Below are 25,025 nucleotides of genomic sequence, written 5' to 3' on the forward strand. Positions count from 1 at the left end.
GGCGTCGCACGGGTGGACACCATCGCCGGCCAGCCAGCTCCTACAGGGGCGTGTATGCAGGCTAGAGGTTTTTCGCCATGTCGCGCAGGACGAATTTCTGGATCTTGCCGGTGGAGGTCTTGGGTAATTGGCTGAACACCACGGTGCGCGGCACTTTGAAGCCCGCCAAGTGCTCTCGGCAGAAGGCGATGATGTCCGCTTCGCGCACCTCCTGGTGATCGGCCTTGAGGGTAATGAAGGCGCAGGGTGTCTCGCCCCATTTTTCGTCGGGCCGGGCCACCACGGCCGCTTCCAGCACCGCCGGGTGGCGATAGAGCACGCCTTCCAGCTCGATGGTGGAGATGTTCTCACCGCCGGAAATGATGATGTCCTTGAGCCGGTCGCGGATCTCAATGTAGCCGTCCGGGTGGGTCACCCCCAGGTCGCCGGTGTGGAACCAGCCGCCCTCGAAGGCCTCGGCGGTGGCGCTGGGGTTCTTCAGGTAACCCTTCATCACGGTGTTGCCGCGCATGAAGATCTCGCCGATGGTCTGGCCGTCCCGCGGTGTCGGTTCAAGGGTTTTCGGGTCGGCCACCATCACCCCTTCCAGCGTGGGGTAGCGCACGCCCTGGCGTGACTTGATCTGCGCCCGCTGCTCCAGGGGCAACTCGTCCCAGGCCGCGTGCCAGGCGCACAGGGTCACCGGGCCATAGACCTCGGTCAGGCCGTAGACGTGGGTCACCTTGATGCCCATTTCTTCCACCGCACCGATCACCTTGGCCGGCGGCGCGGCCCCGGCCACCATGGCGTTGACCGGGTGGTCGATGGCGGCCTTGGCCGACTCCGGCATGTTCACCAGGGCATTGAGCACGATGGGCGCGCCGCACAGGTGGGTGACCTGATGCTCGCGAATCAGGTTGAGGATCTTCTGCGGATCGACCCGGCGCAAAAACACATGCACCCCGGCCAGGGCGGTGACGGTCCAGGGGTAGCACCAGCCGTTGCAGTGGAACATTGGCAGGGTCCACAGGTACACCGGGTGGTTGCCCATGGCCCAGGTCATCTGGTTGCCCAGGGCATTGAGGTAGGCGCCGCGGTGGTGGTAGACCACGCCCTTGGGGTTGCCGGTGGTGCCCGAGGTGTAGTTGAGGGCGATGGCCTGCCACTCGTCATCCGGCCACTGCCAGGCAAACTCGGGATCGCCCTCGGCAAGAAAGGCCTCGTAGTCCAGGTCGCTGACTGGCTGGCCTTCGCCGTATTCCGGGTCGTCCAGGTCGATCACCAGGGGCGGGTGGTCGAGCATGGCCACGGCAGCGTGGATCACCTCGGAGAATTCGCGGTCGGCGATCAGCACCTTGGCTTCGCCGTGGGCCAGCATAAAGGCGATGGCCTCGGCGTCCAGGCGCACGTTGAGGGCATTGAGCACGGCGCCGATCATCGGCACGCCGAAGTGCGCTTCGAGCATCGCCGGGATGTTCGGCAGCATCACCGCCACGGTGTCGTTCTTGCCGATGCCGCGTCCGGCCAGGGCCGAGGCCAGGCGCCGGCAGCGGCGGTAGGTCTGGGCCCAGGTGCGACGGATCGAACCGTGGATCACCGCCGGGTAATCGGGGTAAACCGCAGCGGTACGCTCGATGAAGCTCAAGGGGGAGAGGGCGATATGGTTGACGGCAGTCGGCGCCAGGCCTTGCTCGTAGATGGACATGGTTCGGGTACCCGGTGGCTGATTATTAGCTCTATTGGCCGAGGCTTGGATGGCGTGTGCTGTGTACCTGGGGTACCCACTGTAGGAGCCGGCTTGCCGGCGAAGGCGATCTCACGGGCCCCTTCGCTGGCAAGCCAGCGCCTACGGTCAGGCGTGCCCTACAGGCAGGTACGCAGCACACCCAGCGAAAGCTCGGTGACTTATCCGGGGTCTTTTATATACTGTTTGTCGATTGATATGGAAGTAATACCTGAGTTGTATAGTATTTGTACTATACGAATAATTCACTGTTTTGGCCCACAGGTTGATCGACCATGCCCAGCTCCACCCACTTGAGCCGCTGGCTGCACCTGCAGCGCGAAGGCCGCTTGCCGGACTCACCCTGGCTTGGCCATGACCCGCAACCCAGCCTGTTGCTGGACGCCGAAGCGCGGCCGCTGGACCTCAATCCAGCCTTGCGCCAATGGCTTGAGGGCGCGACCAGCGGCGAGGTCGCGGCGCTGCTGCCGGTCAATCACCCAGCCCTGGTGCGGGCCTGCCTGGAGCAGCAGCGGGCCATCGAACAGGTGGAGGCCCAGTGGGGCGAGCGGATCCTGCTCTGGACCTTTATCCCTGACCCGCACCGGCAACGGGTATTGGCCCGCTGCCAAGAGGCCACGACCCAGGTCCTGGCCGAGCGTGAGTCAGCCAAGGCGCGGCGCCTGTACCGGCTGATCACCGAAAACACCACCGACCTGATTTCCCGGCACACCCCGGACGGCAGCTTTCTCGACGCCTCGCCGGCCTCCTGGACCCTGCTCGGCTATTGGCCCGAAGAACTGCGTGGCCTGCTGGCCCGCAGCCTGTTCCACAGCCAGGACCTGGCCGGGCTGATGCAGCGCACCCAGGATGCCCTGGAGCAGGACGGCTACCACACCATGACGTACCGCATCCGCCATCGCGACGGCCATTACCTGTGGTTCGAGACCGCCTGCCGGGGGATCCGCGACACCTACACCGGCACCGTGGTGGAAGTGGTGGCGGTGTCCCGGGACATCACCGCCCGGGTCCAGGCTGAAGAGAACAAACGGCGGCTGGCGGAAGTGGTGGAGGCCAATCCCGACCCGGTGCTGTTTATCCAGCCGGGCGGCGCGGTGACCTACCTCAACCCGGCCGCCCGGCACACCCTGGGCCTGGGGGCCGAGCAGCCGATGCCCGAGCTGGTCGCGATCCTTAGCCAAGAGGTGCTGGGCCGCTTGCAACGGGAGGGTTGGGAGCGCGCTGAGCGCAGCGGCCGCTGGAGCATCGAGGCGCGCCTGCAACCCCCGGCCGGCGGCGCCTCGGTGCCGGTGTCGCTGATGCTCCTGGCCCATCGCGCCGCCAGTGGCGAGCGCTTCTATTCCCTGGTGGCCCATGACCAGAGCGAGCGTGAATTGCGCGAGGCCCAGCAGCGCCATCACCAGGACGAACTGGCCCACACCGCGCGCCTGGTGACCCTGGGTGAACTGGCCTCGGGCATCGCCCACGAGATCAACCAGCCGTTGGCGGCGGTGGTCAATTACGCCAACGCCAGCCAGCGCTATTTGCAGAACCTGGACACTCAGCCCGAGGCGGCCCGCAAGGTCGCCCAGGGCCTGGAGCGGATCGCCGAACAGGCGACCCACGCCGCCGAAGTGATCAAGCGTTTGCGCGCTTTTCTGCGCAAGGGCAGGCGCCAGGTCCAGGCCCTGGACATGGCCGACGTGGCCCGGGAAACCGTGCGCCTGTGTGCCTGGGAGGCCCAGGCCTGCCAGGTGACGATCGAGCTGCGCCTGGCGGATAATCTGCCGCCGGTGTACGCCGACCGGGTGCTGCTGGAGCAGGTGTTGCTGAACCTGCTGCGCAACGCCATCGAGGCCAATCGCGAGGTGCATCCGCAGCAGGCCTCCCGCATCGTTCTGGGGGCCGAGGCGGCTGCCGGGGGCGGGGTGCAGGTCAACGTCAGCGACCAGGGCCCCGGGGTGTCCGTCGAGCAGTTGCCGCAGTTGTTCACCCCGTTCTTCACCAGCAAGGCCAACGGCCTGGGGTTGGGGCTGTCCATGAGTCGCAGCATCGTCGAAGGTTTCGGCGGCGACTTGCAGGCCCAGCCCCAGGACCGTGGCTTGACGATGTGCTGTCGGCTACCGGCCAGCGCCCCGGCCGACCCCGATTCAACGTCCCACCCAACAACAGGAGCAAGGCAATGACCCCCATGGCGCAGCAGGTGGTGTACGTGGTCGACGACGACCCGGGCATGCTCGACTCCACCGTCTGGCTGCTGGAGTCGGTGGGCCTCAAGGCGCTGCCTTTCACCAGTGGCCGGGCGTTTCTCGAACACTGCGACCCCAGCCTCAATGCCTGCGTGCTGCTGGATGTGCGCATGCCCGGCATGGGCGGCTTGAATGTCCAGGAGGAACTGCGCCAGCGCGATATCCAGTTGCCGCTGATCTTTGTCAGTGGCCACGCCGACGTGCCCATCGTGGTCCGGGCGTTCAAGGCCGGGGCAGTGGACTTCATCGAAAAGCCCTACAACGAACAGCTGTTGCTGGACAGCGTGCAGCAGGCCTTGAGCCGTGCCGACCGCCACCAGAGCCAGAGCGCCGGGCAGGCCCGGGTACACGGCTTGCTGGAGAGCCTGACGCCACGGGAGAAGGACGTGTTGCTGCCGCTGGTGCAGGGCTACACCAATCGGGACATTGCCGAGCAGTTGGGGGTCAGCGTCAAGACCATCGACCTGTATCGCTCACGGGTGATGAAGCGCATGCAGGCCGAGCACCTGCCGGAACTGGTGGGCATGGCCATCGCCGCCGGCCTGGTGGACCCGCTGCAACTGCGCTGAGGCTCAGGCCACCGCACTGCGCACTGGAGCGCCGGCCAACAGGCGCTCGATGGCCCCGGTCAGCAGGTTTTCCAGCAGGGTTTCCCGCTCCCGTTCGGCCAGGGATTGCCCATTGAACCAACTGGGGGCGCTGTTCAACAGGTTGGCCAGCGCATGGCCGGTGGCCCGTCGTGCGCCTTCGCCAAGGTCGGGCGGGGTGTGCAGAAGGTCCAGCAGTTGCTGTTCGTAGCCTTGGCGCAACTGCTCGACCCGCGCTTGCTGGTCGGGGTTCAGGCAGCCGCTGTCGCGCTCCACCAAACGGAAATGCCGCGGCAGTTCCCGGTGCAGCTTGAGGTGGGCGCGGATCAGCGCCGGCAGGCAGTCGCCTTGCCGCTTGCGCCGCTGCAGGCGCTTGAGGGTGCTGTGCAGTTCGTCGTAGAACTCTTCGATCAGGTCCAGCAACAGGTGCTGTTTGCTCGGGTAATGGTGGTACAGCGAACCCGGGGTCAGGCCCAGGTGGCTGGCCAGCTCACGCATGCCGACCTGGCCAAAGCCCTTGCTGGCGAACAGCTCCAGGGCCTTGTCGCGGCTTTCGGCAAAGCGTGAGCAGCGCTCAGCCATAGGTATGGAAGCCTCGTCCGGTCTTGCGGCCCAGGTAGCCGGCGGCGACCATTTCCTTGAGCAGCGGCGCGGGGCGGTATTTGCTGTCGTTGAAGCCGTCGTAGAAGGCTTGGAGGATCGCCAGCAGGGTGTCGAGGCCGATCAGGTCGGCCAGGGCCAGGGGGCCGATGGGCTGGTTGCAGCCCAGGCGCATGCCGGCGTCGATGTCCTCGGCGCTGGCCAGGCCTTCCTGGAACACCAGGATCGCCTCGTTGATCATCGGCACCAGGATGCGGTTGACCACGAAGCCCGGGCGGTTGCCGGCGGTGATTGCGGTTTTGCCCAGGCGTTGGGCCAGGTCCAGGGCCAAGGCGTGGGTCCCGTCGCTGGTCTGCAGGCCGCGGATCACCTCAATCAGGCCCATCACCGGCACCGGGTTGAAGAAGTGCAGGCCGATAAAACGCTCGGGCTGGCTGACGCTGGCGGCCAATTGGGTGATCGACAGCGATGAGGTGTTAGAGGCGATCACGCACTCCGGGCTGACCTGGGCGGCGATCTGTTGCAGCACCCGCAGCTTGAGGTCGAGGTTTTCAGTGGCGGCTTCGATCACCAGTTGCACGTCACGCAGGGCGCTGTAATCGGTGCTGGTGCGGATCAGCGCCAGGGCGGCGTTTTTTTGCGCCTCGCTCAGGGTGTCCTTGGCCACTTGGCGGTCGAGGTTCTTGGCCACGGTGGCCAGGGCCTTGTCCAGGGCACCTTCGGAGATGTCCAGCAGGGTCACGTTGATGCCCGCCTGGGCACAGACCTGGGCGATGCCGTTGCCCATGGTGCCGGCCCCGATAACCGCGATAGTGTGCAGATTCATCTTCAACGCTCTTCCTTTGTTCGACGCCTTCGCAGAGCATGGCGCTTTCGCCAGGCAATGCGCTGTATGGGGGCCGAGTCTAGAGCCCGCCGACGCTTGGCGCCTATGCCGAAAGCGGTCAACCGCGCTGGCGTTTTTTGCCATGTCCACAGCCACTAGAGAGCCCAACCTTGATGCGGGAAAAGGATTCGGTCGCGGTCTATTTCGTCCAGGTGATGACCCACGCCATGCGTGATCAGCCCGAGCGCCTGGCGGCGGTGCTGGCCGAGGCGGGCATCGAACCGGCACTGCTGCAGGACCCGTTGGCGCGGGTGCCGGCCAGCGCCTTTGCAGCGTTGTGGCTGATCCAGATTCGGCAATTGCAGGACGAGTTTTTCCAGCTCGATTCCCATGGCATGCCGCCGGGCAGTTTCGCCCTGATCTGCCGAGGGCTGATCCAGGAACCCACCCTGGAAAAAGCCCTGCGCCAGTGCCTGGCCAATTTCAGCCTGTTCCTGCGCGACTTTAGCGGCAGCTTCAGTGTGCGCGGCAAGCGCGCGGTGATCAGCCTCGACAGCCGGGCCGGCGACCCAGACAGCGGGCGCTATGGCGAAGAAACCTTCCTGGTGCTGATCATCAGCTTGCTGTGCTGGTTGGGCGGGCGGCGGATAGCCATCGACCGGGCGGACTTTCGCCATGGGCGGCCGGCCCTGAGTGACGATCCGCTGCTGTGGGGGCCGAACCTGACCTTTGCCGCCGGGCGCACGGAAATCGAGTTTGCCAGCCGGTTTCTGCGTTTGCCGGTGGTGCAGGATCTGGCCTCGCTGAAAGTCTTTTTGCGCAGTGCGCCGCAGTGGCTGGTGATTCGTTTTCGCAACCAGCACGGGTTGGCGACCCAGGTGTATCAGCGTCTGCGCCAGAGCCATTACAGCCAGTGGCCGACCCTGGAGGCCTTTGCCGCCGAGGTGCAGATCAGCCCCAGCACCTGCCGACGGCGCCTGGAGCGCGAGGGGTGTTCCTTCCAGGAAATCAAGGACGAGGTGCGCCGAGGGTTGGCGGTGGACCTGCTGCGTCGCAGTGGCAGCAGCATCGTCGAGATTGCCGAACGCACCGGCTTCCAGGAGCCCAGCGCCTTCCACCGCGCCTTCAAGAAATGGACCGGCGAAAGCCCCGGCCGCTACCGCGCGCGCTTCCAGCCCGCCCCGCGTTAGCCGGGGGCCATGACGCAGAGCGTCACGGGCTGGCTCGTGTGGGAGCTGGCTTGCCAGCGATGGGGCCCTGAAGCCGCCATCGCCGGCAAGCCGGCTCCTACAGGGTGGGGTTGTTTGGGGTTTCAGGCGGGGCGGCGGCCGGGCATTTCGATGCCGTGCTGGTGCACGCGGCGGTACAGGGTGGCGCGGGAGATGCCCAGGGCATTGGCCGCTGCCGTGGGCTTCCAGCGGTGCCGCACCAGGGCGTCCAGCAGGGCCTGGCGTTCGGGGCTGGCGCCCGGTTCCCGCAGCACCTGTTCCGGCTCGGCGCCGCGCAGTTGTTCGGGCAGGTCATTGAGCTGAATCAGCTCGGCCTCGCACACCGCGCAGGCATAGCGCAGCACATGTCGCAATTGCCGGACATTGCCCGGCCAGCGGTACCCCAGCAGGCACTCCAGGGCCGCGCCGGCCAGTTGCACGGGCACGCCGCACAGGGCCGACTCCTCCTCAAGAATCCGCTGAATCAGGCGCAGCCGATCACTGCGTTCGCGCAGCGGCGGCAACTGAAACCGCGCGCCGCCCAGGCGGAAATACAGGTCTTCGCGAAAGCTGCCTTCCGCCACCTGGGTTTCCAGGTCGCGGTGCGTGGCGCAGATCACTTGGATGTCCACCGCCTTGCGCTGGGACGCGCCCAAGGGCGCCACTTCACCCTCGGCCAACACCCGCAGCAAGCGGGTCTGCAAGGCCAGGGGCATATCGCCAATTTCATCGAGAAACAGGGTGCCGCCATCGGCCTGTTGCAACAGCCCCTGCATGCCTTTGCTGGAGGCCCCGGTAAAGGCCCCGGCGACGTAGCCGAACAGCTCGCTCTCGATCAGGCTTTCGGGAATCGCCGCGCAGTTCACCGCGATAAACGGCCGGTCCCGGCGCTGGCTGGCCAGGTGCAGTTGCCGGGCGAATACTTCCTTGCCGGAGCCGGTTTCACCCTGGATCAGCACCGGCAGGTGACGGTCCTTGACCCGCACCGCCAGGCGCAGGCTGTCGGCCACCCGTGGGTCTTCCTCGCTTGGCAGTAAGTGGTGCTGGCGCGTCGGGTTTGGGCGCCGGGGTGCGCTGAGGCGGGCATGCAGGTCGTTAAGCAGGCACAGCGACGCGTCGCCGGCGCGGTGCAACAGTTGCGGGTCGAACACCTGGCCGATGTGCTGGGGCAGTTGCCCGTAGCGTTGCAGCAGGTAGTGCCGCGCTGCCGGGTTCAGCGCTTGCAGGCAGCCGTCGTCGTCCCAGGCAAACAGGTAGTCCGGCTGGCTGTCGACGTAGCCCGGGCTGCCGTGGGCCCGCAGCACCCAGTAACCCTGGGCGCTGCTCATGAAAAAGGCCTGTTCGATCTCCCGCGCGCTCTGCACCACCATCTGCCGGATCAGGTGTTGGGAGCGACGGTCATCGGGGGAGCGCACGGCCGACACATCCAGTACCCCGAGCAGTTCGCCCTGGGGGTCGAACACCGGTGCGGCGGAGCAGGTCAGGCCGATAAAGGCGGCGCGGAAGTGGTCGCGCTTGTGCACCGTGACCGGCGCCTTGGCAGTCAGCACCGCGGCCACGCCGCAGGTGCCTTCTTCGCCTTCCGACCAGCAGGTGCCCAGGTACAGCCCGGCCTTGCGGCAGTCATTGCGGATGGTGCTTTCCACCCGGTAGTCGATGGTCTGGCCCTGGGCGTCGGTGAGCAGCACGCAGTAGTCGGCGTCGCGCACGCGGCCGTGGAGGCGGGCCACTTCTTCGCTGGCAATGCGCAAGAACAGCTCGGAGCGCTCGCGGCATTCCTTGAGCACGTTGTGGGAAAGGATCCGCGGCCCTTGCAGCGAACCCGGGTCCAGGTGGTGCTGGTCCATGGAGCGGCGCCAGGAATCGAGAATCAGGCTGGGAACAGGCAACTGCGGCAGGTGCGCAGCGTTTTTCAAGACACGGCTGACGCAATCCACATGCGCCTTCGAGTGTGCGGAAAGCATTCAGGCCTCCGGTTCAGCTTCTTATCGTTGTGGGCGCATTAAGCGCCGATCCTCGGGTGGCGACAAGCGCCGCCTGCCCGAACGGCCACCCTGAGACGTCACGTCTCAGGGTCTCGCCGTTGGCCCGTGCAAGCTGACATGCCACGTCTCAGCGGCGGCAGGCATCAAGCGCTTTGCCATCGGCAAGCAACCGCTCTGCAACGGGCTTTTTCAAGTGTTTTTGCGCAACTGGCATCGGCCTTGCTCTAAGCCTGGTAACCCGTTCTGGCCACCCGCCCGACGGGCCACCCAATAATAAAAAAGAGGTGCCCTATGTCCTCCTGCCGAGGCCTGTTTCCTGTCCTGCCCGGGCTTGTGTCATGAGCCGTGTCATCAGCCGCCCGCCCTTGACCGTGGGCATCATCGCCAACCCGGCCTCGGGGCGCGATGTGCGCCGCCTGACCGCCAACGCCGGGCTGTTTTCCAGCACCGACAAGGTCTCGGTGATTCAGCGCCTGCTGGCGGCCTTTGGCGCCACCGGCATCGAGCGGGTGCTGATGCCCACCGACATGACCGGCATCGCCGCCGCCGTGCTGAAGAACAGCACCAGCCGCCAGGCCCGGGACAATCACTGGCCGGCCCTGGAGTTTCTTGACCTGACCCTGCGCCAGACCGTCGAAGACACCCGCCACGCCGCACGCTGGATGGCCGAGCGCGGGGTGTCCCTGATTGCCGTGCTGGGGGGTGACGGCACCCATAAGGCGGTGGCCGCCGAGGTCGGTGATGTTCCGCTGTTGACCCTGTCCACCGGCACCAACAACGCCTTCCCGGAGCTGCGTGAAGCCACCAGCGCCGGGCTGGCTGGCGGCCTCTATGCCAGTGGCCGAGTGCCGCCCGAGATTGCCCTGCGGCGCAATAAACGGCTGCTGGTGCGCGAGCCGGCAAGGGGCCTGTGTGAAGTGGCTTTGGTGGATGTGGCGGTGTCGCCCCTGGCCTTTGTCGGCGCCCGGGCCATCAGCCGCGGGGCGGACCTGGCCGAGGTTTTCGTGACCTTTGCCGAGCCCCAGTCCATTGGGATTTCCGCCCTGTGCGGGTTGTGGATGCCGGTCACCCGCCAAGACCCCCACGGCGCCTGGATGCGCCTGGATCCGAACGCCCCCGAGGCGCTGCTGGTGCCCCTGGCGCCCGGCCTGTTGCAGGGCTGTGGGGTGCTGGACGCCGGCTACCTGGCGCCTGATGTGCCTCAGCCCCTGGCGCTGGCCAGCGGCACCCTGGCCCTGGATGGCGAGCGCGAAATCGAATTCAACGCCCATGACCGGCCCACGGTCACCCTGGATGCCGGCGGCCCGCTGAGCATCGACGTCAACGCGGTCCTGGCCCACGCGGCGCAGCAACGCCTGCTGGCCATCGACCGCCACCACCGGCAACACCCCGTGAACCTTCAGCCCCAAGACACCCTGGAGAATAAAAATGTCGACACCCTTAACCACTGAACAACTGCTGCACGCCTACCAGGTGATGCGCACCATCCGCGCCTTCGAAGAACGCCTGCACGTGGAATTCGCCACTGGCGAGATCCCCGGTTTCGTCCACCTGTATGCCGGTGAGGAGGCCTCCGCCGCTGGGGTCATGGCCCACCTGCGGGACGACGACTGCATCGCCTCCAACCACCGTGGCCACGGCCATTGCATCGCCAAGGGCGTGGACGTGTACGGGATGATGGCGGAGATCTACGGCAAGAAAACCGGGGTCTGCCAGGGCAAGGGCGGCTCCATGCACATCGCCGATTTCGAGAAGGGCATGCTCGGCGCCAATGGCATTGTCGGGGCCGGTGCGCCGCTGGTGGTGGGGGCGGCCCTGGCGGCCCGGCTGCAAGGCACCGACGGCGTGTCCGTGGTGTTCTTCGGCGACGGCGGCTCCAACGAAGGCGCGGTGTTCGAGGCCATGAACATGGCCTCGGTGTGGAACCTGCCGTGCCTGTTTATCGCCGAGAACAACGGCTACGCCGAGGCCACGGCATCCAACTGGTCGGTGGCCTGCGATCACATTGCCGACCGCGCCGCCGGCTTCGGCATGCCCGGGGTCACGGTGGACGGCTTCGACTTCTTTGCCGTGCACGAAGCCGCCGGTGCCGCCGTGGAACGGGCCCGGGCCGGGGAGGGGCCGTCGTTGATCGAGGTCAAGCTGACCCGTTACTACGGTCACTTCGAAGGCGATGCCCAGACCTACCGCGCGCCGGATGAGGTCAAGCATTTCCGCGAGCACCAGGACTGCCTGATGCAGTTCCGCGAGCGCACCGTCCGCTCCGGCCTGGTCCAGGCCAGCCAGCTCGATCAGATCGACAAGGATGTGGACACCCTGATCGAAAACGCCGTGCGCAAGGCCAAGTCCGACCCCAAGCCGAGCGCGGCCGACCTGCTGAGCGACGTTTACGTCTCCTACCCCTGAATACTCCCTATAACAAGAATCGAGACCTCTATCATGGCGAGAAAAATCAGTTACCAGCAGGCCATCAACGAAGCCCTGGCCCAGGAAATGCGCCGCGACCCCAGCGTGTTCATCATGGGTGAAGACGTCGCCGGCGGTGCCGGTGCCCCCGGTGAAAACGATGCCTGGGGCGGCGTGCTGGGCGTGACCAAGGGCCTGTACCACCAATTCCCCGGGCGAGTGCTGGATACGCCACTGTCGGAGATCGGCTACGTCGGCGCCGCCGTGGGCGCGGCCACTCGCGGCGTGCGGCCGGTGTGCGAGTTGATGTTCGTCGACTTCGCCGGCTGCTGCCTGGACCAGATCCTCAACCAGGCGGCCAAATTCCGCTACATGTTCGGCGGCAAGGCGCAGACCCCGCTGGTGATCCGCACCATGGTCGGTGCCGGCTTGCGCGCCGCCGCCCAGCACTCGCAGATGCTCACCTCGCTGTGGACCCACATCCCCGGCCTGAAGGTGGTCTGCCCGTCGTCGCCCTACGACGCCAAGGGCTTGCTGATCCAGGCCATCCGCGACAACGACCCGGTGATTTTCTGCGAGCACAAAATGCTCTACAGCCTGCAGGGCGAGGTGCCGGAAGAGCTCTACACCATCCCCTTCGGTGAGGCCAACTTCCTGCGCGACGGCAAGGATGTGACCCTGGTGTCCTACGGGCGCACGGTCAACACCGCGATGGACGCGGCGCGCAGCCTGGCGGGGCGGGGCATCGATTGCGAGGTCATCGACCTGCGCACCACCAGCCCGCTGGATGAGGACAGCATCCTTGAAAGCGTGGAGAAAACCGGGCGTCTTGTCGTGATCGACGAAGCCAACCCGCGCTGTTCCATGGCCACTGACATCTCGGCCCTGGTGGCGCAAAAAGCCTTCGCCGCCCTCAAGGCCCCGATTGAAATGGTCACCGCGCCCCACACCCCGGTGCCGTTCTCCGACGCCTTGGAAGACCTGTACATCCCCGACGCGGCGAAGATCGAAAACGCCGTGCTCAAGGTCATCGAATGGAGCCAGCGCTGATGAGCCAGATTCATACCCTGACCATGCCCAAGTGGGGCTTGTCCATGACCGAGGGCCGGGTCGATGCCTGGCTCAAGGAAGAAGGCCAGGCCATCACCAAGGGCGATGAAGTGCTGGACGTGGAGACCGACAAGATCTCCAGCAGCGTCGAGGCGCCGTTCTCCGGCATCCTGCGGCGGCAGATCGCTCGCCAGGACGAAACCCTGTCCGTCGGCGCCTTGCTCGGCATCGTGGTCGAGGGCGAGGCCAGCGATGCCGAAGTCGACGCGGTGATCGAGGCGTTCCAGGCGTCCTTTGTGCCCGGTGATGCGGCGGACGAAGACTGCGGGCCGGCGCCGCAGAAAATCGAACTGGACGGCCGGGTGATCCGTTACTTCGAGCGCGGCGAGGGCGACGTCCCCCTGGTGCTGGTGCACGGCTTTGGCGGCGACCTGAACAACTGGCTGTTCAACCACGAAGCCCTGGCCGCCGGGCGCCGGGTGATTGCCCTTGACCTGCCGGGCCATGGCGAGTCGGGCAAGGTGTTGCAACGGGGCGACCTGGATGAGCTGAGCGGGGTGCTGCTGGCCTTGCTCGATCACTTGGACATTCCCGTCGTCCACCTGGTGGGCCACTCCATGGGCGGTGCGGTGTCCCTCAATACCGCGCGCCTGGCGCCGCAGCGAGTGCGTTCCCTGACCCTGATCGGCAGCGCTGGCCTGGGCATGGAAATCAACGGCGGCTACCTGCAAGGGTTTGTCGAGGCGGCCAACCGCAACGCCCTCAAGCCGCAACTGGTGCAGCTGTTCTCCAATGCCGACTTGGTGAACCGGCAGATGCTCGACGACATGCTCAAGTACAAGCGTCTGGAAGGGGTGGACGTGGCCCTCGGCCAGTTGGCCGCGAACCTGTTCGCCGATGGCCGCCAGCAAGCTGACCTGCGCGCCGTGGTGCAGGACGGGCAGCAGCCGGTGCTGGTGATCTGGGGCAGCGACGACGGGATTATCCCGGTCAGCCACAGCGCCGGTCTCAAGGCCCAGGTTGAGGTGCTGCCGGGGCAGGGGCACATGGTGCAGATGGAAGCGGCGGAGCAGGTCAACCGCCTGATTCTCGAGTTTATTCGCCAGCACTGAAGTTCACTGCGGCGGCCAGCGGGCCGTCGCAGCCATACAAGATCCAGGAGAAGCCAAGATGAGTGTTTCCCTCAAATCGACCCAAAGCATGCGTGCCGCCGTGTGGCATGGTCGCAACGATATCCGCGTTGAAGACGTGCCCCTGCCGGGCACGCCACCGGCCGGCTGGGTGCAGATCCGCGTCGAGTGGTGCGGCATCTGCGGTTCCGACTTGCATGAGTACGTGGCCGGCCCGGTGTTCATTCCGGTGGACGCGCCGCACCCCCTGACCGGGATCAAGGGCCAGTGCATCCTCGGCCATGAGTTCTGCGGCGAGATCGTCGAGTTGGGCGCCGGGGTCGAGGGTTTCAGCGTCGGTGAGCCGGTGGCGGCCGATGCCTGCCAGCACTGCGGCACCTGTTATTACTGCACCCACGGCCTGTACAACATCTGCGAAAACCTGGCCTTCACCGGGTTGATGAACAACGGCGCCTTTGCCGAATGGGTCAACGTACCGGCCAACCTGCTGTACAAATTGCCGGCCAATTTCCCGGCCGAAGCCGGGGCGCTGATCGAGCCCCTGGCGGTGGGCATGCACGCGGTGAAAAAGGCCGGCAACCTGCTGGGGCAGAACGTGGTGGTGGTCGGTGCCGGGACCATCGGCCTGTGCACCATCATGTGCGCCAAGGCCGCCGGCGCGGCCCAGGTCATCGCCCTGGAAATGTCCGGCGCGCGCAAAGCCAAGGCCCTGGAAGTCGGCGCCACCCATGTACTCGACCCCAAGGAATGTGACGCCCTGGCCGAGGTCAAGCGCCTGACCGGCGGTTTGGGGGCCGATGTCAGCTTTGAATGCATCGGCAACAAACGCACGGCCAAACTGGCCATCGATCTGATCCGCAAAGCCGGCAAATGCGTGCTGGTGGGCATCTTCGAAGAGCCCAGCGAGTTCAACTTCTTCGAACTGGTGGCCACCGAGAAACAGGTGCTGGGCTCCCTGGCCTACAACGGTGAATTCGCCGACGTGATCGCCTTTATCGCCGACGGCCGCCTGGACATCACGCCGCTGGTGACCGGGCGCATTCAGCTGGAAGAGATCGTTGGCCAGGGCTTTGAAGAACTGGTCAACAACAAGGAACACAACGTGAAAATCATCGTGTCACCGGGTCGCGTGTAGCACGCCCCAGCGGGCGATTTGGCGATGGCCGTGGGTGGCCATCGCACTTTTTTGGTTTTTTGCGTTCTATCACCAGGCCTGGCCGCGTTGATCCCCAATGCCGCCCGTGAATCCAGACCCGGTGCCGATGGCCTACGCTCCCTCTTCTTGCATGATGCAAACCCGACTTCGGCCCCTGTTTCTGGCGGGCTTCTTGATGCTTTGCGCCACCGCCTGCACCCAGCAGCAGGGGCGTGACATTGCCGAGCAGTTCCGCAAGGGCAAGCCCGACGAATTCTTCCAGACCAGCGTCGACCGCATGGCCACCCTGGGCATGCGTGACAACCTGCAGAGCCTGTACCTGTTGATGGGCAAGCTCTACCTGCGTAACCCGGTGCAGTGGCGCAAATCCGGCTACCCCGACGCCACCACGGCCCAGCGTGAAATCCGCAACGCCATCGAACAGCGCAAGCCGCTGCCGTCCCTCGGCGATCGCCGCGACCTGGCGGCCTTGAGCTATTCCCTGAGCCCGGAATTTACCGGCGACCGGGTGGGGGCCTTTATCTACGCCATCGGCAGCATGCTGGTCACCGCCCATGGCGGGCGCACCGAGTTCTACATGACCGATGCGATTGACCCGCTGTTCGTCAACAACGCCGCGCGCAACATTGAAAAGGCCACCTGGTTGCTGGGCCAGCGGCAGGATGCCAATGGGGTGCTGTTGCTGTTTTCCAATGAGATTTCGGAGGAGGGCAGCAACCTGAGTTTTGCGGTGGAGTTTGGCAAGATTGTGGCGCGCTTGGATTTGCTGAGCCAGATGCTGGATGAGCGGTATCGGCGGATTGGGTTGAACTATGCGCAGAGCCTGCTGTTCATGAATTTCTTGCCGGTGCAGTAGAGGGACATAAGCCACACGGGGACCTACTGGCTGGCCTGGTTTTGGCCAGCTTGGGTAGGGGGACCTAGGCGGCTACCACCGAAAGTTCGATGCGCTGACCCAGGGTGCGCAAGGCACGCTCTACGTGTTCGATCTTGGATCGATGGAGCAAATCGACCAAGCGGTCGACTTGCGGCCGGTTCACTCCCAGGCGCTTTGCAAGCTCCGTTTTGCTGACCTGTTGCTTGAGCATCGTGTTCCAGAGGGCCGCTTTGGCGACGGTCAGTGCGGGTAGCCGGACCAGGGGTTGGCCGGGTGCCGCCGGGGAGGGCTGTGGAATGGCCAACCGCTGATCGACGTACAGCGACAGCGCGGACTCCAGGGCGTCGACCGCTTCAGCCAACGCTTGCTCCACGGTATCGCCGGCGCTGGCCATTTCAGGCACATCCGCGCAACTGACCCAAGGGCCGCCCTCTTCCAGGTGTAGGGTCACCGGGTATTCATACATGTTTTTCGCCTCCCATCAGCCTGGGTCTCAATGGTTAAGCCCCAGGTCTTTAATGATCTTCTTTCTCAGGCCTTCGCTTATTTCCTTGGCGCCATGGTCTGGGAAGATCGTTTGACGGTTGCCCAGGTACACCTTGAAGTGGCTGCCCTTGGCCGGTGCAAACGTCACGCCTTGCGCTCGTAACCAGCGTCGAAACTCGCTGTACTTCATGCACAGTCCTTAGTGTCTCGACGGCGGCATTATGCAACATTTTTGTTGCGCATCAATGGCCGTCAGGACAGTCGTCATCCATGGAAAGATCCGGACAGAAAACCGCTGCTGTTGGCCTGTTCGATAGGCAGCGCTTGAGTGTCGAGGTAGCAGCGCAGGTGCTCGACATTCTGTCGTTGGCACTGACGAAGCGATGGCCGGGGTGTTCGCAGGTTAGGCGGCGAGGGCGAACTATAGGAACGACGCCAAGAGGCTGCAACAGACGCTGACCCGCAATGTTTGAGCGGTTATTTCGGGAGGCTGTGGAGGCCCAGGCGGCTAACCCGGCATCCCCGCCGGGGTTACCCACGGCTCAATGCCTGCGTTCGGCCATCCTGGTTAACGAGGCGCTTCAAATCAAAATCAAAAAGCCGGACGGCGACCTGCGTGCGCCCTGTGGCAGTTCCTTCTTCGGCTGCGGTAACGGAACGGTCAAGGGCCGATAGGGGGGCTTGAACACGGCGATTGGGGCCAGCCCTGATCCTGTCTATAGTCACTGTAAAGGCCATCAGCCTTGGCGAATGTCGACGTGCAGGGAGCGTGTGACGTGATAACTCGATTGCAAACACTCAAGTTGCTCCAGATAGCCATCGCCCTTCCGGCCTACACCGTGCCTGCAAGCACGACGGTCGCCTTTACTCTGTGGTTTGTCATCACGTCGACGATGAGTCTGTTCACTGCACATTCCATGACGGGCTGGGGGTGGATTCTGTTATGGCTGGTGTTGTTGCTGTTCTCGCAATGGGCATGCTGGAGCATTTTCGCCGACGCGCTGGAAGACCGCCCCTCCGTACGGCACCTGCCGCTGCTTTTACTGGGGGTTTTGTTGACGCTGGTAGTGGGGCTCAGTGCCTGGATTCTGTTTCATATAGGCCTCATCTGGCTGATGTGCGGATCGCAAGGGATTGCGGCCGGTGTCCTGTTGCTGATCAATTGGCTGCGAAAAAAACCTCAAGCAGGCGATATGTTCAGTCCATGAGTTCGCCCTACTGTACGCCCTGTGTTTGGCGGGAGACTTGGGAGTAGATGATCGCTATTGGCCCGAAGCAGGCCTGTTGCAAACGGCGGCGTTCACGATTGCATTTCGGGCGTTCTATCCTCTAAAGTAGAACAATTCCCATTTGCGAATTATCTCGATGCAAGCTTCTCACTCCTCCCAAGCTGATAGCCTGGACGCCCTTTACAAGGGCTATCACAGTTGGTTGCTGAGTTGGTTGCGGCGTCGTTTGGACTGTCCGCAGAATGCGGCAGACATGGCGCAGGACACCTTCGTTCGTCTGCTTGCCGTCGGCGCTTACACGGTTCCGCGAGAGCCGCGGGCGTTTCTCGCCACCATCGCTCGCCGTTTACTGGTTGATCGCAGCCGGCGTCAGAAACTCGAACAGGCGTACCGCGAAGAGCTTGAACGCCACGCCGAATACATGGAACTGGCTCCCTCTCCCGAACAAGTACTCGCGGCCGTGCAAGCACTGGAGCAAATCGCTCGGGCGTTGTCCCGGATGAGTGCCCGCGCTCAACAGGCGTTCATCCTTCGCCACTTGGAAGGCTATAGCCATGCTCAGATCGCGGAGCAGTTGCAGGTCTCGGTCAAGAGTGTGCAGAAATATCTGGTGCAGGCCCTGCTGCATTGCCACGCAGCGGCGGACCCTCTGTCTTGAGCGCAAGCCCGACATCCCCCCTGACACCCAAAGTGTTGCAGCAGGCGGCCTCGTGGCTGGTGTGCATCGACGGGCAACCGGATGATGCCCAGCTGCGCGAATACAACACCTGGCTGGAGGCTAGCGAGTTGCATCGCGAAGCCGTCCGGCAACTGCAGGGCAGCCTGGCACCCTTGCGTACGTTGCCCCGCGCTCCAACTCGCGCCGCCTTGAGCAGCATTACGCGCAAACCCGCACGCTTCCCGGTAAAAGCCCTGGTGCTGGCACTCACGCTTTTGCTGCCCGCAAGCCTGATGCTACAGCGGGCACCGGCGGCTTACTGGTTTGCGGACATTCGTACGGGCACAGGCCAATGGCACACCCAGCAACTGCCTGACGGTAGCCGTATCAGCCTGAATGGGCGCTCTGCCGTCGATGTGGATTTCGACGCCCACTCACGTACGTTGCATTTGCGTGGCGGTGAAATCCTGGTTGAAGTGGCCAAGGACGCCCAGCGCCCGTTCCTGGTCGTTACAGACGAAGGCAGCATCAGGGCTTTGGGCACGCGGTTTACCGTGGAACGTTTGGGCGATTCGACGCGCTTGGCAATGCTCGAGTCGAGCACACAGGTGATCAGCGCCGGTGACCGTCTGGATGTCCATGCCAGTCAGCAGGTGATGCTGGATGCGGGCGGCATTCATCCATTGAACGACGTCGACGGAGCCGGGATTGAGCAGGCGTGGGAACACCATAAACTGGTGGTCAGGCGCATGCCGTTAGCCCAGGTACTTGAACGCCTGAACCGCTTCCATAGCGGCTGGATGATGTACGACGCCACGGCACTGGCAGGCCTGGAAGTCACCGCCGTCCTCCCGGCGGATGACAGTGAGCGTGCGCTGCGCCTGCTCGCCCGCAGTCTGCCGATCAAGGTCGAAAAAATGACGCCTTGGGTTACCCGTATCGCCCTGAAAAAGCCGTGACCAGAGGCATAGTTTCTGGTCCGCTCAGTGCGCCGATAAAAAATATTCTCCTTTGGTTCCAGTTCTCATTTCTTGGCCGTCCTTGTACTAGCCAACACAACTAGAGACCTAGGAACATGCCTTCATCCACACGCTTTCGTCTTACCCTTGGTCAGCCCCGCGCACTGGCGTTGACCCTTCATTTGGGGATTTTCACTGCCCCCCTGCTCATTGCACAGCCGGTATTGGCGCAGCAGCAGGCCAAGCATTACGCCATACCTGCCGGCACCTTGGGCGATGTGTTAAGCCGCTATGCCCGAGAGGCCGGGGTGGATATTTCCTTTGCGGCTGCCCAGGTGAGCACCCTCAAAAGCCAAGGGTTACAAGGTCACTTTAGTGTCGATGAAGGCTTTGCCGTGCTGTTGCGCGGTCATGCGTTGCGCGCCCAATCCAGTGTCGATGGCTATCTGTTGGTCAGCACGCCGACCACGGGGCTGGAGTTAGGCCCAACCACCATCAGTGAATACCAGGACAGCGGCACCACAGAAGGCACGGGCTCATACACCACCGGTGCCACCCGCACGGCAACCAAGTTGCCTTTGTCACTGCGTGAGACGCCACAGTCGGTGAGTGTCATCACCCGTCAGCTGATGGATGACCAGCAACTGTCGACCATCAACCAAGTGCTGGCCTTTACCCCGGGTATCAGCACCAACCACCGCGACAGTGAGCGTTACACGTTTTATTCCCGTGGCTTTGCGATCCAGAACTTCCAGTACGACGGTGTGCCGTCGCAAGTGGCCAACGAATCCCAGCAGTACACCAGCGCACTGTCAGACATGGCCATCTATGACCGTGTCGAAGTGCTGCGAGGGGCCACCGGCCTGATGAGTGGTGCGGGTACGCCGTCGGCCACCATCAACCTGGTGCGCAAGCGTCCGACCAAGGACTTCCAGGGTTACGTTTCCGGCGAGGCGGGGACGTGGGACAAGTACCGCTCTGAAGTTGACGTATCCGGCCCACTGACGGAAACCGGCAACGTGCGCGGGCGTTTTGTGGCGGCCTACCAGAAGCAGAACTCGTTCATTGATTGGTACAAGCAGGAAAAACGCGTGGTTTACGGTGCGTTGGACATCGAGTTGAGCGACGACACGACGTTGCGTACCAGCCTGGATTACCAGAACAACGATGCCGATGGCACGACCTACGGCCATATCCCGTTGTTCTACAGCACCGGCAAGCAGACTCATTTCTCCCGGTCGTTCAACCCTGCCAGCCGTTGGGCATTCCAGGACAACACCAGCTACAACTTCAGCACCCTGCTGGATCACACGTTGGGTAACGACTGGAGCTGGAAAACCGCCTACAGCCACCAATACAGCTATCGCAAAGGGGAAGGGGCTTCCGCCAGTAATGGCGCGCCTGACCCGGTGACAGGCGCTGGCGCCAACGCCTACATCAGTCGCCTGGATAGCTACCAGACTCAAGACACCCTGGACACCTATGCCTCCGGCCCGTTCACCTTGGGGGGGCGCCAGCATGAGCTGGTGGTAGGTGCCAGCACCTCGCGCACGCACCTGAACTTCCCCGACTACACCAGCACCGGAGCGGATGGCGACTTTGCCCCGGTGGACAACATTTTCACCTGGGACGGTCGTCAGTTCGCTCGACCGAACTTCATAGAGAATGGCGGAACCGTTACGACCATGCAGCAAACCGGGGTTTACACCGCACTGCGTCTGAAACCCATCGATCCGTTGACCGTGATCCTTGGCACCCGCGTCAGTTGGTGGGACCAGGAAGATCGCGTCACCAGCCTTTCAAATCAGACCCAAGCTACCGACAAGACCCGTAAAACCGGGGTGGTCACGCCCTATGCAGGGATTGTCTATGACCTGAACGACACGTACTCGGCGTATGCCAGCTACACCAACATTTTCTTGCCGCAGACGTTCTACAAAACTGTCGACAACAAGTCCCTTGAGCCCTTGCAGGGCGACAACTACGAGATTGGCCTGAAAGGCGAGTTCCTGGACGGTGCGCTGAACGCCAGCATCGCGTTGTTTGATGTCGAGCAGAAGAACAGCCCTCAGGAAGTCGCCAACCCGAACTCCAATAAGGCGGCGTATAAAGCCATCAGCGGTACCAGCACGCGCGGTGTCGAGACCGAGATTTCGGGCGAACTGGCCACCGGTTGGAACATATTCGGTGGCTATACCTACCGTGAGTCCCACGATAAGGATGGCAAGCGTGTCGAGACCAACCAGCCTTTCAACCTCTTCAAGCTCGGTACCACTTACCGCTTGCAGGGAGACCTGGAGCGTCTGACCATCGGCGGCAACGTGACTTGGCAAAGCAAGATATACGCCGAGGGGCAAATTCCTCAGTACACCGGTCCAACTTACAAGGCGACACAGGACCCGTTTGCCGTGGTTGGCCTGTTGGCGAACTACAAAGTGGATGAGCACCTGACGGTCGGCCTGAATGTGAACAACCTGTTCGATCAGAAATATTACGACGGCATAGGTACCTTCGCGTCGGGCTCCTATGGCGAACCCCGCAACGCCGTGGTCAACGCCAAGTGGACCTTCTGAGGCGCTGATAGACCCGGTGTGGGCACTGCTGTCGGGGCCCTTCAGACACAAAAAAACCGCTGGGCGTTTGCCTGGCGGTTTTTTATGGCGCCGATCTCAGCGCGCGGTGGCGCTCGGCTTCTACCGGCCGTGCGCCCAAAGGTTTTGTGCCGCGCGATACTGGCCCGTACCAGGCCCTGTGGCACATCAAAGCTTGATCGGCTTTCCATGGACGCTTCCGTGCCGGTCGATGCAATATTGCGCCGACCGTTCAGTCACTCATCACCCTCTCGTCGAAGGCCGCCCCATCGACGGGTCATGCTAAGGAAGCACCCCGATTTATGACCGTCTCCGAACTGCTCGCCGCCATCCGTAAACCCTATGTGGAGACGCTTGCGCGTATCGCTGCACAGGGCGCGCTGCACCTTGAACCGGCCTATAGAAAAAGCGATGGCTCATTGGCGACAGAAGGTGCAATGGACACCCCCTGCCGGGTCGATGTGATCGCAGCGGAGGGGGAGAGCGCTGGGCAGCCGGTTCAGGTTGACTCCGAGTCCGAGCTGGCATTTGAGCCCATCCGTTTTGAGCTTGGGCAAACGGCGGTGGTCATCTCTCCCTTTGGTTGGGACTGGTTGCCCCTGGACGTGCGTGGCTTGAGTCTGGAGGCGGCCTCGCAGGTTCTCCGCACCTGGTTCTTCGAGTGGTTCGATGGGGAGGACGAGAACCCACCGACCGAAGAAGGACTGCAAGGCGTGGTGCACTTTGTCTCTGACCCGGAGCCAACGGGGGAGGGCTATAAGGTGAAGATTGATTTGGGCTCTGCGCCAGGTGTTGCGGTAGAGAGCCTGCTTTTTGCGTTGGCCGATACCGGCGCGACTGGGGTCTTTCTAGGATAAGGAGGGGGGCGTTCAGAGCGGCCGACCTGATGTCGCACCCGCCCCCCGGTAGGCGCTGGTTTGCCAGCGATGCTCAGCAACGACAACGCAAACCGCAGAATATCCTTAACCTTCAACGCCCCAATTTCTCCATCGCCGCATCCGCCAGAAAAGACGACCGGCTCTTGATATTGTGCTCGCGCACGAACCGGTCGATCCGCTGAATCACGTAGCCGGGCAAGGTCACGTTGACCTTCTCGGTTTTGCCCAGGTAAGGCGCGACGTCGATGTCCAGCATGCCCCAGCCCATCCCCGCAAAATCGGGGTTGGCGCGGTGCTGGCCGATGGAGGTGGGCAGGGGAATGGCGTGTCCTGCACGGGCCAGTTCTTCGAGCATGATGTGGGCGATTTCCATGGCGCCGCCGTACGCGGCCTCGAAGCTGTCGCCAGCGGTGACGGCTCCAGGAATGTCGGGAATCTGGATGCCGGTGGCCGTGTGTTCGTCGCCCCACTCGATGCAGATGGGATATTGCACGGGGATCTCCTCAGTAGATGAAGGCTGAAGGGGCTGCATCAGTCCAGCCAGTTTCCGGATGGCCCTGACCGTGCCCCGTGGCAGGTCCTTCTTCGGGTGCGGCACCGGAACGGTCTCGGGCCGGTAGGGATGCTTGAACAGGTGGTGGCTTCCGGTAACCCGGTCCAGTACCCATCCTGCGGCTTCAAGCTCCTTGATCAGCTGTCTGCTTTGCACCTCCATCTCCTTATCGGGGTCAGAGGCGCTTTATAACTCCAGGCGCATAGTAACGCAGGTTGAATTGTGTGTCTGGAGTTATGTATTGGGCAGTGTCGTTCAGGCATCTTGGCAAGCATGAAAGCGCTTTCGGCCAACGGCTGCCGGTCGCGAAGTACTGCAAGGGGGCGTTTTTTGAAAAAACCGCGCTTTGTACAACACTTAGGGTTCGCCTGTGGTTTTGCCTAGGTTCAGCGCGGCTGGAATGAAGGCATCAGGCCTGATTCTGGAGAAGAAAAATGCTCAACAAAAACACCATCTGCCTCTGGTACGACGGCACCGCGCAAGACGCTGCGCAGTTCTACGCCCAGACCTTCCCGGACAGCGCCGTACTCGCCGTTCATCACGCGCCTGGCGACTACCCGGCGGGCAAGCAGGGCGATGTCATAACGGTCGAGTTCACGGTCATGGGCCTCCCTTGCCTGGGATTGAACGGCGGGGCGGGGATCACGCATAACGAGGCTTTTTCATTCCAGGTGGCGACCGACGACCAGGCCGAAACGGACCGCTTGTGGAACGCGATTGTCACCAACGGAGGCCAGGCAAGCGTCTGCGGCTGGTGCAAAGACAAGTGGGGCGTGTCATGGCAGATCACGCCCCGTGTTCTGACCGCCGCGATCATCGACCCCGATCCCGCGGCGGCCAAGCGCGCTTTCGACGCCATGATGACCATGACCAAGATAGACATCGCCGCCATCGAAGCCGCACTGCGCCCCGCCTGATGGCGCACCCATCCCCCCTGTAGGAGCTGGCTTGCCAGCGATGCAGTCACCTGCTTACCCCGTGCACTTGGAAGCGGGTGGTGTACATAGCCGTTGCTGCGGGTGTGGCTACTGGCGGTTTCGCCCTTACGGCGAGTGACTTTGGGGGCCCCAAGTAACCAAAGGCCTCTGCCCCTGCATCCGGCCCCTCGCTAAGACTCGGCGTTCCCTCACTCCGGCATTGCTCCAGGGGCACGCCGCCACAGGCCATCCATGGCCTGATGGCGGCTAGCTCGGCATCCTTGCCGAGCTGCCCCCTGCGCAACGCCTGCGTTCGGCCTCCTGAAGGGGCAGGCAGATCAAAAGCCAAAGCCAGATCAAAGGCTGAAGCAAAGCCAAGCGTGTTTTACGCGCTTCTTGAACTCAACCCCGCTCAGGACTCCAGCGCCGTACGCCACTGAATCACCTCCAGCACCGCACAACCCTCGCGGGTCAACAGATGCACCCCACGGGTGACCCGCGTCAGATCGCAGTCGGCAATATCTTTCAGGTTAAGCGTGGACAGCGTGTCCATCAGATCCCGCACCACGGTGAAACGATGGGCCGCACTGCTGGCCAGATCGTTCAGAGAGGCTTGGGTGTCGAGGTAGAAAACGGCTTGGTTGGCGTCGTGGGTGTCGACGGCGGTAAAGCGCGAGTGTGCTTGGTCAATCATCGGTGCAGCTCCTGTGAGTGGAGCAATCACCTGAGGTGCCGGCTACAAGGGAAATGACGATTGTGCGGGTGTGTGACGACCGGGGATCCACCGCGCACAGCCGTCATAACATCCTGTCGCGGGCACCTGATAGGCGACTGCAAGAGTGTGTCGAACGCTGATGCTGCGTTGTAATCCCGACCGGCCAAGGTCGTCGCGGATGTTGCTGCGAGGGGGAACTATAGGGGCGGGGAGTGGGGGCGGCAACGGTGTACTGGAGGGGATGTTTGAGTGGGTGTGTCTAG

Annotated in this window: 23 protein-coding genes and 1 pseudogene; 15 read left to right on the forward strand and 9 right to left on the reverse strand. The window is 63.4% G+C overall.

All coding sequences use genetic code 11. The features are described from left to right. Nucleotides 1-61 precede the first annotated feature (61 nt). Complete coding sequence (locus M1B34_RS21980; protein WP_268266210.1) at nt 62-1,684, reverse strand: acyl-CoA synthetase; 1,623 nt, start codon at nt 1,682-1,684, stop codon at nt 62-64. A 314-nt stretch (nt 1,685-1,998) separates the two neighbouring features. Between M1B34_RS21980 and M1B34_RS21985 the strand changes: the two genes are divergently transcribed. Then, nucleotides 1,999-3,888, forward strand: a complete 1,890-nt coding sequence (locus M1B34_RS21985) for a PAS domain-containing sensor histidine kinase (RefSeq protein ID WP_268266211.1) — start codon at nt 1,999-2,001, stop codon at nt 3,886-3,888. Beyond that, nucleotides 3,885-4,520: a response regulator transcription factor gene (locus tag M1B34_RS21990; protein ID WP_123331177.1), complete on the forward strand. Its 636-nt coding sequence runs from the start codon at nt 3,885-3,887 to the stop codon at nt 4,518-4,520. The genes M1B34_RS21985 and M1B34_RS21990 overlap by 4 nt, the downstream gene beginning before the upstream one ends. Nucleotides 4,521-4,523: 3 nt before the next feature. On the opposite strand, the gene M1B34_RS21995 is transcribed toward M1B34_RS21990, so the two are convergent. Next, nucleotides 4,524-5,120, reverse strand: coding sequence for a TetR/AcrR family transcriptional regulator (locus tag M1B34_RS21995; protein ID WP_123331180.1), 597 nt, complete (start codon nt 5,118-5,120; stop codon nt 4,524-4,526). Next, nucleotides 5,113-5,964 carry a 3-hydroxybutyryl-CoA dehydrogenase gene (locus M1B34_RS22000; protein ID WP_268261854.1) on the reverse strand — a complete coding sequence of 284 codons (852 nt, stop codon included), beginning with the start codon at nt 5,962-5,964 and terminating at the stop codon, nt 5,113-5,115. Before M1B34_RS22000 ends, M1B34_RS21995 begins: the two co-directional genes overlap by 8 nt. Before the next feature lie 173 nt (nt 5,965-6,137). Here M1B34_RS22000 and M1B34_RS22005 point away from each other — a divergent pair, with 173 nt between their 5' ends. Next, nucleotides 6,138-7,154 (forward strand): AraC family transcriptional regulator, encoded by a 1,017-nt coding sequence (locus M1B34_RS22005; protein WP_268261853.1) that lies wholly within the window; start codon nt 6,138-6,140, stop codon nt 7,152-7,154. A 122-nt stretch (nt 7,155-7,276) separates the two neighbouring features. Here the strand turns inward: M1B34_RS22005 and M1B34_RS22010 are convergent, their stop codons facing one another. Beyond that, nucleotides 7,277-9,136 (reverse strand): sigma-54-dependent Fis family transcriptional regulator, encoded by a 1,860-nt coding sequence (locus M1B34_RS22010; protein ID WP_268266212.1) that lies wholly within the window; start codon nt 9,134-9,136, stop codon nt 7,277-7,279. Between the two features lie 359 nt (nt 9,137-9,495). Here M1B34_RS22010 and M1B34_RS22015 point away from each other — a divergent pair, with 359 nt between their 5' ends. The 6 genes from M1B34_RS22015 to M1B34_RS22040 all read left to right on the forward strand — a co-directional run bounded on the left by M1B34_RS22015 (nt 9,496) and on the right by M1B34_RS22040 (nt 15,755). Then, on the forward strand, nt 9,496-10,608 hold the full coding sequence (locus tag M1B34_RS22015; RefSeq protein ID WP_268266213.1) for an ATP-NAD kinase family protein: 1,113 nt from the start codon (nt 9,496-9,498) through the stop codon (nt 10,606-10,608). Beyond that, nucleotides 10,586-11,563: a thiamine pyrophosphate-dependent dehydrogenase E1 component subunit alpha gene (locus tag M1B34_RS22020; protein WP_123331190.1), complete on the forward strand. Its 978-nt coding sequence runs from the start codon at nt 10,586-10,588 to the stop codon at nt 11,561-11,563. The genes M1B34_RS22015 and M1B34_RS22020 overlap by 23 nt, the downstream gene beginning before the upstream one ends. Before the next feature lie 33 nt (nt 11,564-11,596). Next, nucleotides 11,597-12,613: an alpha-ketoacid dehydrogenase subunit beta gene (locus M1B34_RS22025; RefSeq protein ID WP_123331191.1), complete on the forward strand. Its 1,017-nt coding sequence runs from the start codon at nt 11,597-11,599 to the stop codon at nt 12,611-12,613. After that, complete coding sequence (locus M1B34_RS22030; RefSeq protein ID WP_268266214.1) at nt 12,613-13,725, forward strand: acetoin dehydrogenase dihydrolipoyllysine-residue acetyltransferase subunit; 1,113 nt, start codon at nt 12,613-12,615, stop codon at nt 13,723-13,725. Before M1B34_RS22025 ends, M1B34_RS22030 begins: the two co-directional genes overlap by 1 nt. An 88-nt stretch (nt 13,726-13,813) precedes the next feature. Further along, on the forward strand, nt 13,814-14,878 hold the full coding sequence (locus M1B34_RS22035; RefSeq protein WP_268266234.1) for a 2,3-butanediol dehydrogenase: 1,065 nt from the start codon (nt 13,814-13,816) through the stop codon (nt 14,876-14,878). Nucleotides 14,879-15,029: 151 nt separating this feature from the next. Beyond that, nucleotides 15,030-15,755, forward strand: a complete 726-nt coding sequence (locus M1B34_RS22040; protein ID WP_268266235.1) for a hypothetical protein — start codon at nt 15,030-15,032, stop codon at nt 15,753-15,755. A 64-nt stretch (nt 15,756-15,819) separates the two neighbouring features. On the opposite strand, the gene M1B34_RS22045 is transcribed toward M1B34_RS22040, so the two are convergent. Further along, nucleotides 15,820-16,242 (reverse strand): type II toxin-antitoxin system HicB family antitoxin, encoded by a 423-nt coding sequence (locus tag M1B34_RS22045; RefSeq protein WP_123331197.1) that lies wholly within the window; start codon nt 16,240-16,242, stop codon nt 15,820-15,822. A 27-nt stretch (nt 16,243-16,269) separates the two neighbouring features. After that, nucleotides 16,270-16,452 (reverse strand): type II toxin-antitoxin system HicA family toxin, encoded by a 183-nt coding sequence (locus M1B34_RS22050; protein ID WP_123331199.1) that lies wholly within the window; start codon nt 16,450-16,452, stop codon nt 16,270-16,272. Between the two features lie 586 nt (nt 16,453-17,038). Here M1B34_RS22050 and M1B34_RS22055 point away from each other — a divergent pair. From M1B34_RS22055 to M1B34_RS22075, 5 genes are all read left to right on the forward strand, one after another. Next, nucleotides 17,039-17,470 carry a hypothetical protein gene (locus M1B34_RS22055; protein ID WP_268266215.1) on the forward strand — a complete coding sequence of 144 codons (432 nt, stop codon included), beginning with the start codon at nt 17,039-17,041 and terminating at the stop codon, nt 17,468-17,470. A gap of 157 nt (nt 17,471-17,627) precedes the next feature. Next, the gene (locus M1B34_RS22060) at nt 17,628-18,149 is read left to right on the forward strand and encodes a sigma-70 family RNA polymerase sigma factor (protein ID WP_123331203.1); all 522 of its coding nucleotides are present in this window, start codon (nt 17,628-17,630) and stop codon (nt 18,147-18,149) included. Continuing rightward, the gene (locus M1B34_RS22065; protein ID WP_268266216.1) at nt 18,146-19,108 is read left to right on the forward strand and encodes a FecR family protein; all 963 of its coding nucleotides are present in this window, start codon (nt 18,146-18,148) and stop codon (nt 19,106-19,108) included. Before M1B34_RS22060 ends, M1B34_RS22065 begins: the two co-directional genes overlap by 4 nt. A 116-nt stretch (nt 19,109-19,224) precedes the next feature. Further along, complete coding sequence (locus M1B34_RS22070) at nt 19,225-21,681, forward strand: TonB-dependent siderophore receptor (RefSeq protein WP_268266217.1); 2,457 nt, start codon at nt 19,225-19,227, stop codon at nt 21,679-21,681. Nucleotides 21,682-22,001: 320 nt separating this feature from the next. After that, complete coding sequence (locus M1B34_RS22075) at nt 22,002-22,556, forward strand: hypothetical protein (RefSeq protein WP_268266218.1); 555 nt, start codon at nt 22,002-22,004, stop codon at nt 22,554-22,556. A gap of 112 nt (nt 22,557-22,668) precedes the next feature. Here M1B34_RS22075 and M1B34_RS22080 read toward each other — a convergent pair whose 3' ends face one another. Continuing rightward, nucleotides 22,669-23,070 carry a type II toxin-antitoxin system HicB family antitoxin gene (locus tag M1B34_RS22080; RefSeq protein ID WP_268266236.1) on the reverse strand — a complete coding sequence of 134 codons (402 nt, stop codon included), beginning with the start codon at nt 23,068-23,070 and terminating at the stop codon, nt 22,669-22,671. A 36-nt stretch (nt 23,071-23,106) separates the two neighbouring features. Further along, nucleotides 23,107-23,286, reverse strand: a pseudogene (locus M1B34_RS22085) (type II toxin-antitoxin system HicA family toxin); the annotation flags it as partial. Between the two features lie 278 nt (nt 23,287-23,564). Between M1B34_RS22085 and M1B34_RS22090 the strand changes: the two are divergent. Next, on the forward strand, nt 23,565-24,047 hold the full coding sequence (locus M1B34_RS22090) for a VOC family protein (protein WP_268261843.1): 483 nt from the start codon (nt 23,565-23,567) through the stop codon (nt 24,045-24,047). A gap of 412 nt (nt 24,048-24,459) precedes the next feature. Here M1B34_RS22090 and M1B34_RS22095 read toward each other — a convergent pair whose 3' ends face one another. Next, nucleotides 24,460-24,741: a hypothetical protein gene (locus M1B34_RS22095; protein WP_268266219.1), complete on the reverse strand. Its 282-nt coding sequence runs from the start codon at nt 24,739-24,741 to the stop codon at nt 24,460-24,462. Nucleotides 24,742-25,025: the final 284 nt, after the last annotated feature.

The sequence above is a fragment of the Pseudomonas morbosilactucae genome (assembly GCF_023241715.1).
Classification (GTDB): domain Bacteria; phylum Pseudomonadota; class Gammaproteobacteria; order Pseudomonadales; family Pseudomonadaceae; genus Aquipseudomonas; species Aquipseudomonas morbosilactucae.

What these genes read in the sequence shown, in the direction of transcription:
- M1B34_RS21980 (WP_268266210.1), bottom strand. Translation starts at nt 1,684, where the DNA reads ATGTCCATCTACGAGCAAGGCCTGGCGCCGACTGCCGTCAACCATATC.
- M1B34_RS21985 (WP_268266211.1), top strand. Translation starts at nt 1,999, where the DNA reads ATGCCCAGCTCCACCCACTTGAGCCGCTGGCTGCACCTGCAGCGCGAA.
- M1B34_RS21990 (WP_123331177.1), top strand. Translation starts at nt 3,885, where the DNA reads ATGACCCCCATGGCGCAGCAGGTGGTGTACGTGGTCGACGACGACCCG.
- M1B34_RS21995 (WP_123331180.1), bottom strand. Translation starts at nt 5,120, where the DNA reads ATGGCTGAGCGCTGCTCACGCTTTGCCGAAAGCCGCGACAAGGCCCTG.
- M1B34_RS22000 (WP_268261854.1), bottom strand. Translation starts at nt 5,964, where the DNA reads ATGAATCTGCACACTATCGCGGTTATCGGGGCCGGCACCATGGGCAAC.
- M1B34_RS22005 (WP_268261853.1), top strand. Translation starts at nt 6,138, where the DNA reads ATGCGGGAAAAGGATTCGGTCGCGGTCTATTTCGTCCAGGTGATGACC.
- M1B34_RS22010 (WP_268266212.1), bottom strand. Translation starts at nt 9,136, where the DNA reads ATGCTTTCCGCACACTCGAAGGCGCATGTGGATTGCGTCAGCCGTGTC.
- M1B34_RS22015 (WP_268266213.1), top strand. Translation starts at nt 9,496, where the DNA reads ATGAGCCGTGTCATCAGCCGCCCGCCCTTGACCGTGGGCATCATCGCC.
- M1B34_RS22020 (WP_123331190.1), top strand. Translation starts at nt 10,586, where the DNA reads ATGTCGACACCCTTAACCACTGAACAACTGCTGCACGCCTACCAGGTG.
- M1B34_RS22025 (WP_123331191.1), top strand. Translation starts at nt 11,597, where the DNA reads ATGGCGAGAAAAATCAGTTACCAGCAGGCCATCAACGAAGCCCTGGCC.
- M1B34_RS22030 (WP_268266214.1), top strand. Translation starts at nt 12,613, where the DNA reads ATGAGCCAGATTCATACCCTGACCATGCCCAAGTGGGGCTTGTCCATG.
- M1B34_RS22035 (WP_268266234.1), top strand. Translation starts at nt 13,814, where the DNA reads ATGCGTGCCGCCGTGTGGCATGGTCGCAACGATATCCGCGTTGAAGAC.
- M1B34_RS22040 (WP_268266235.1), top strand. Translation starts at nt 15,030, where the DNA reads ATGATGCAAACCCGACTTCGGCCCCTGTTTCTGGCGGGCTTCTTGATG.
- M1B34_RS22045 (WP_123331197.1), bottom strand. Translation starts at nt 16,242, where the DNA reads ATGTATGAATACCCGGTGACCCTACACCTGGAAGAGGGCGGCCCTTGG.
- M1B34_RS22050 (WP_123331199.1), bottom strand. Translation starts at nt 16,452, where the DNA reads ATGAAGTACAGCGAGTTTCGACGCTGGTTACGAGCGCAAGGCGTGACG.
- M1B34_RS22060 (WP_123331203.1), top strand. Translation starts at nt 17,628, where the DNA reads ATGCAAGCTTCTCACTCCTCCCAAGCTGATAGCCTGGACGCCCTTTAC.
- M1B34_RS22070 (WP_268266217.1), top strand. Translation starts at nt 19,225, where the DNA reads ATGCCTTCATCCACACGCTTTCGTCTTACCCTTGGTCAGCCCCGCGCA.
- M1B34_RS22075 (WP_268266218.1), top strand. Translation starts at nt 22,002, where the DNA reads ATGACCGTCTCCGAACTGCTCGCCGCCATCCGTAAACCCTATGTGGAG.
- M1B34_RS22090 (WP_268261843.1), top strand. Translation starts at nt 23,565, where the DNA reads ATGCTCAACAAAAACACCATCTGCCTCTGGTACGACGGCACCGCGCAA.
- M1B34_RS22095 (WP_268266219.1), bottom strand. Translation starts at nt 24,741, where the DNA reads ATGATTGACCAAGCACACTCGCGCTTTACCGCCGTCGACACCCACGAC.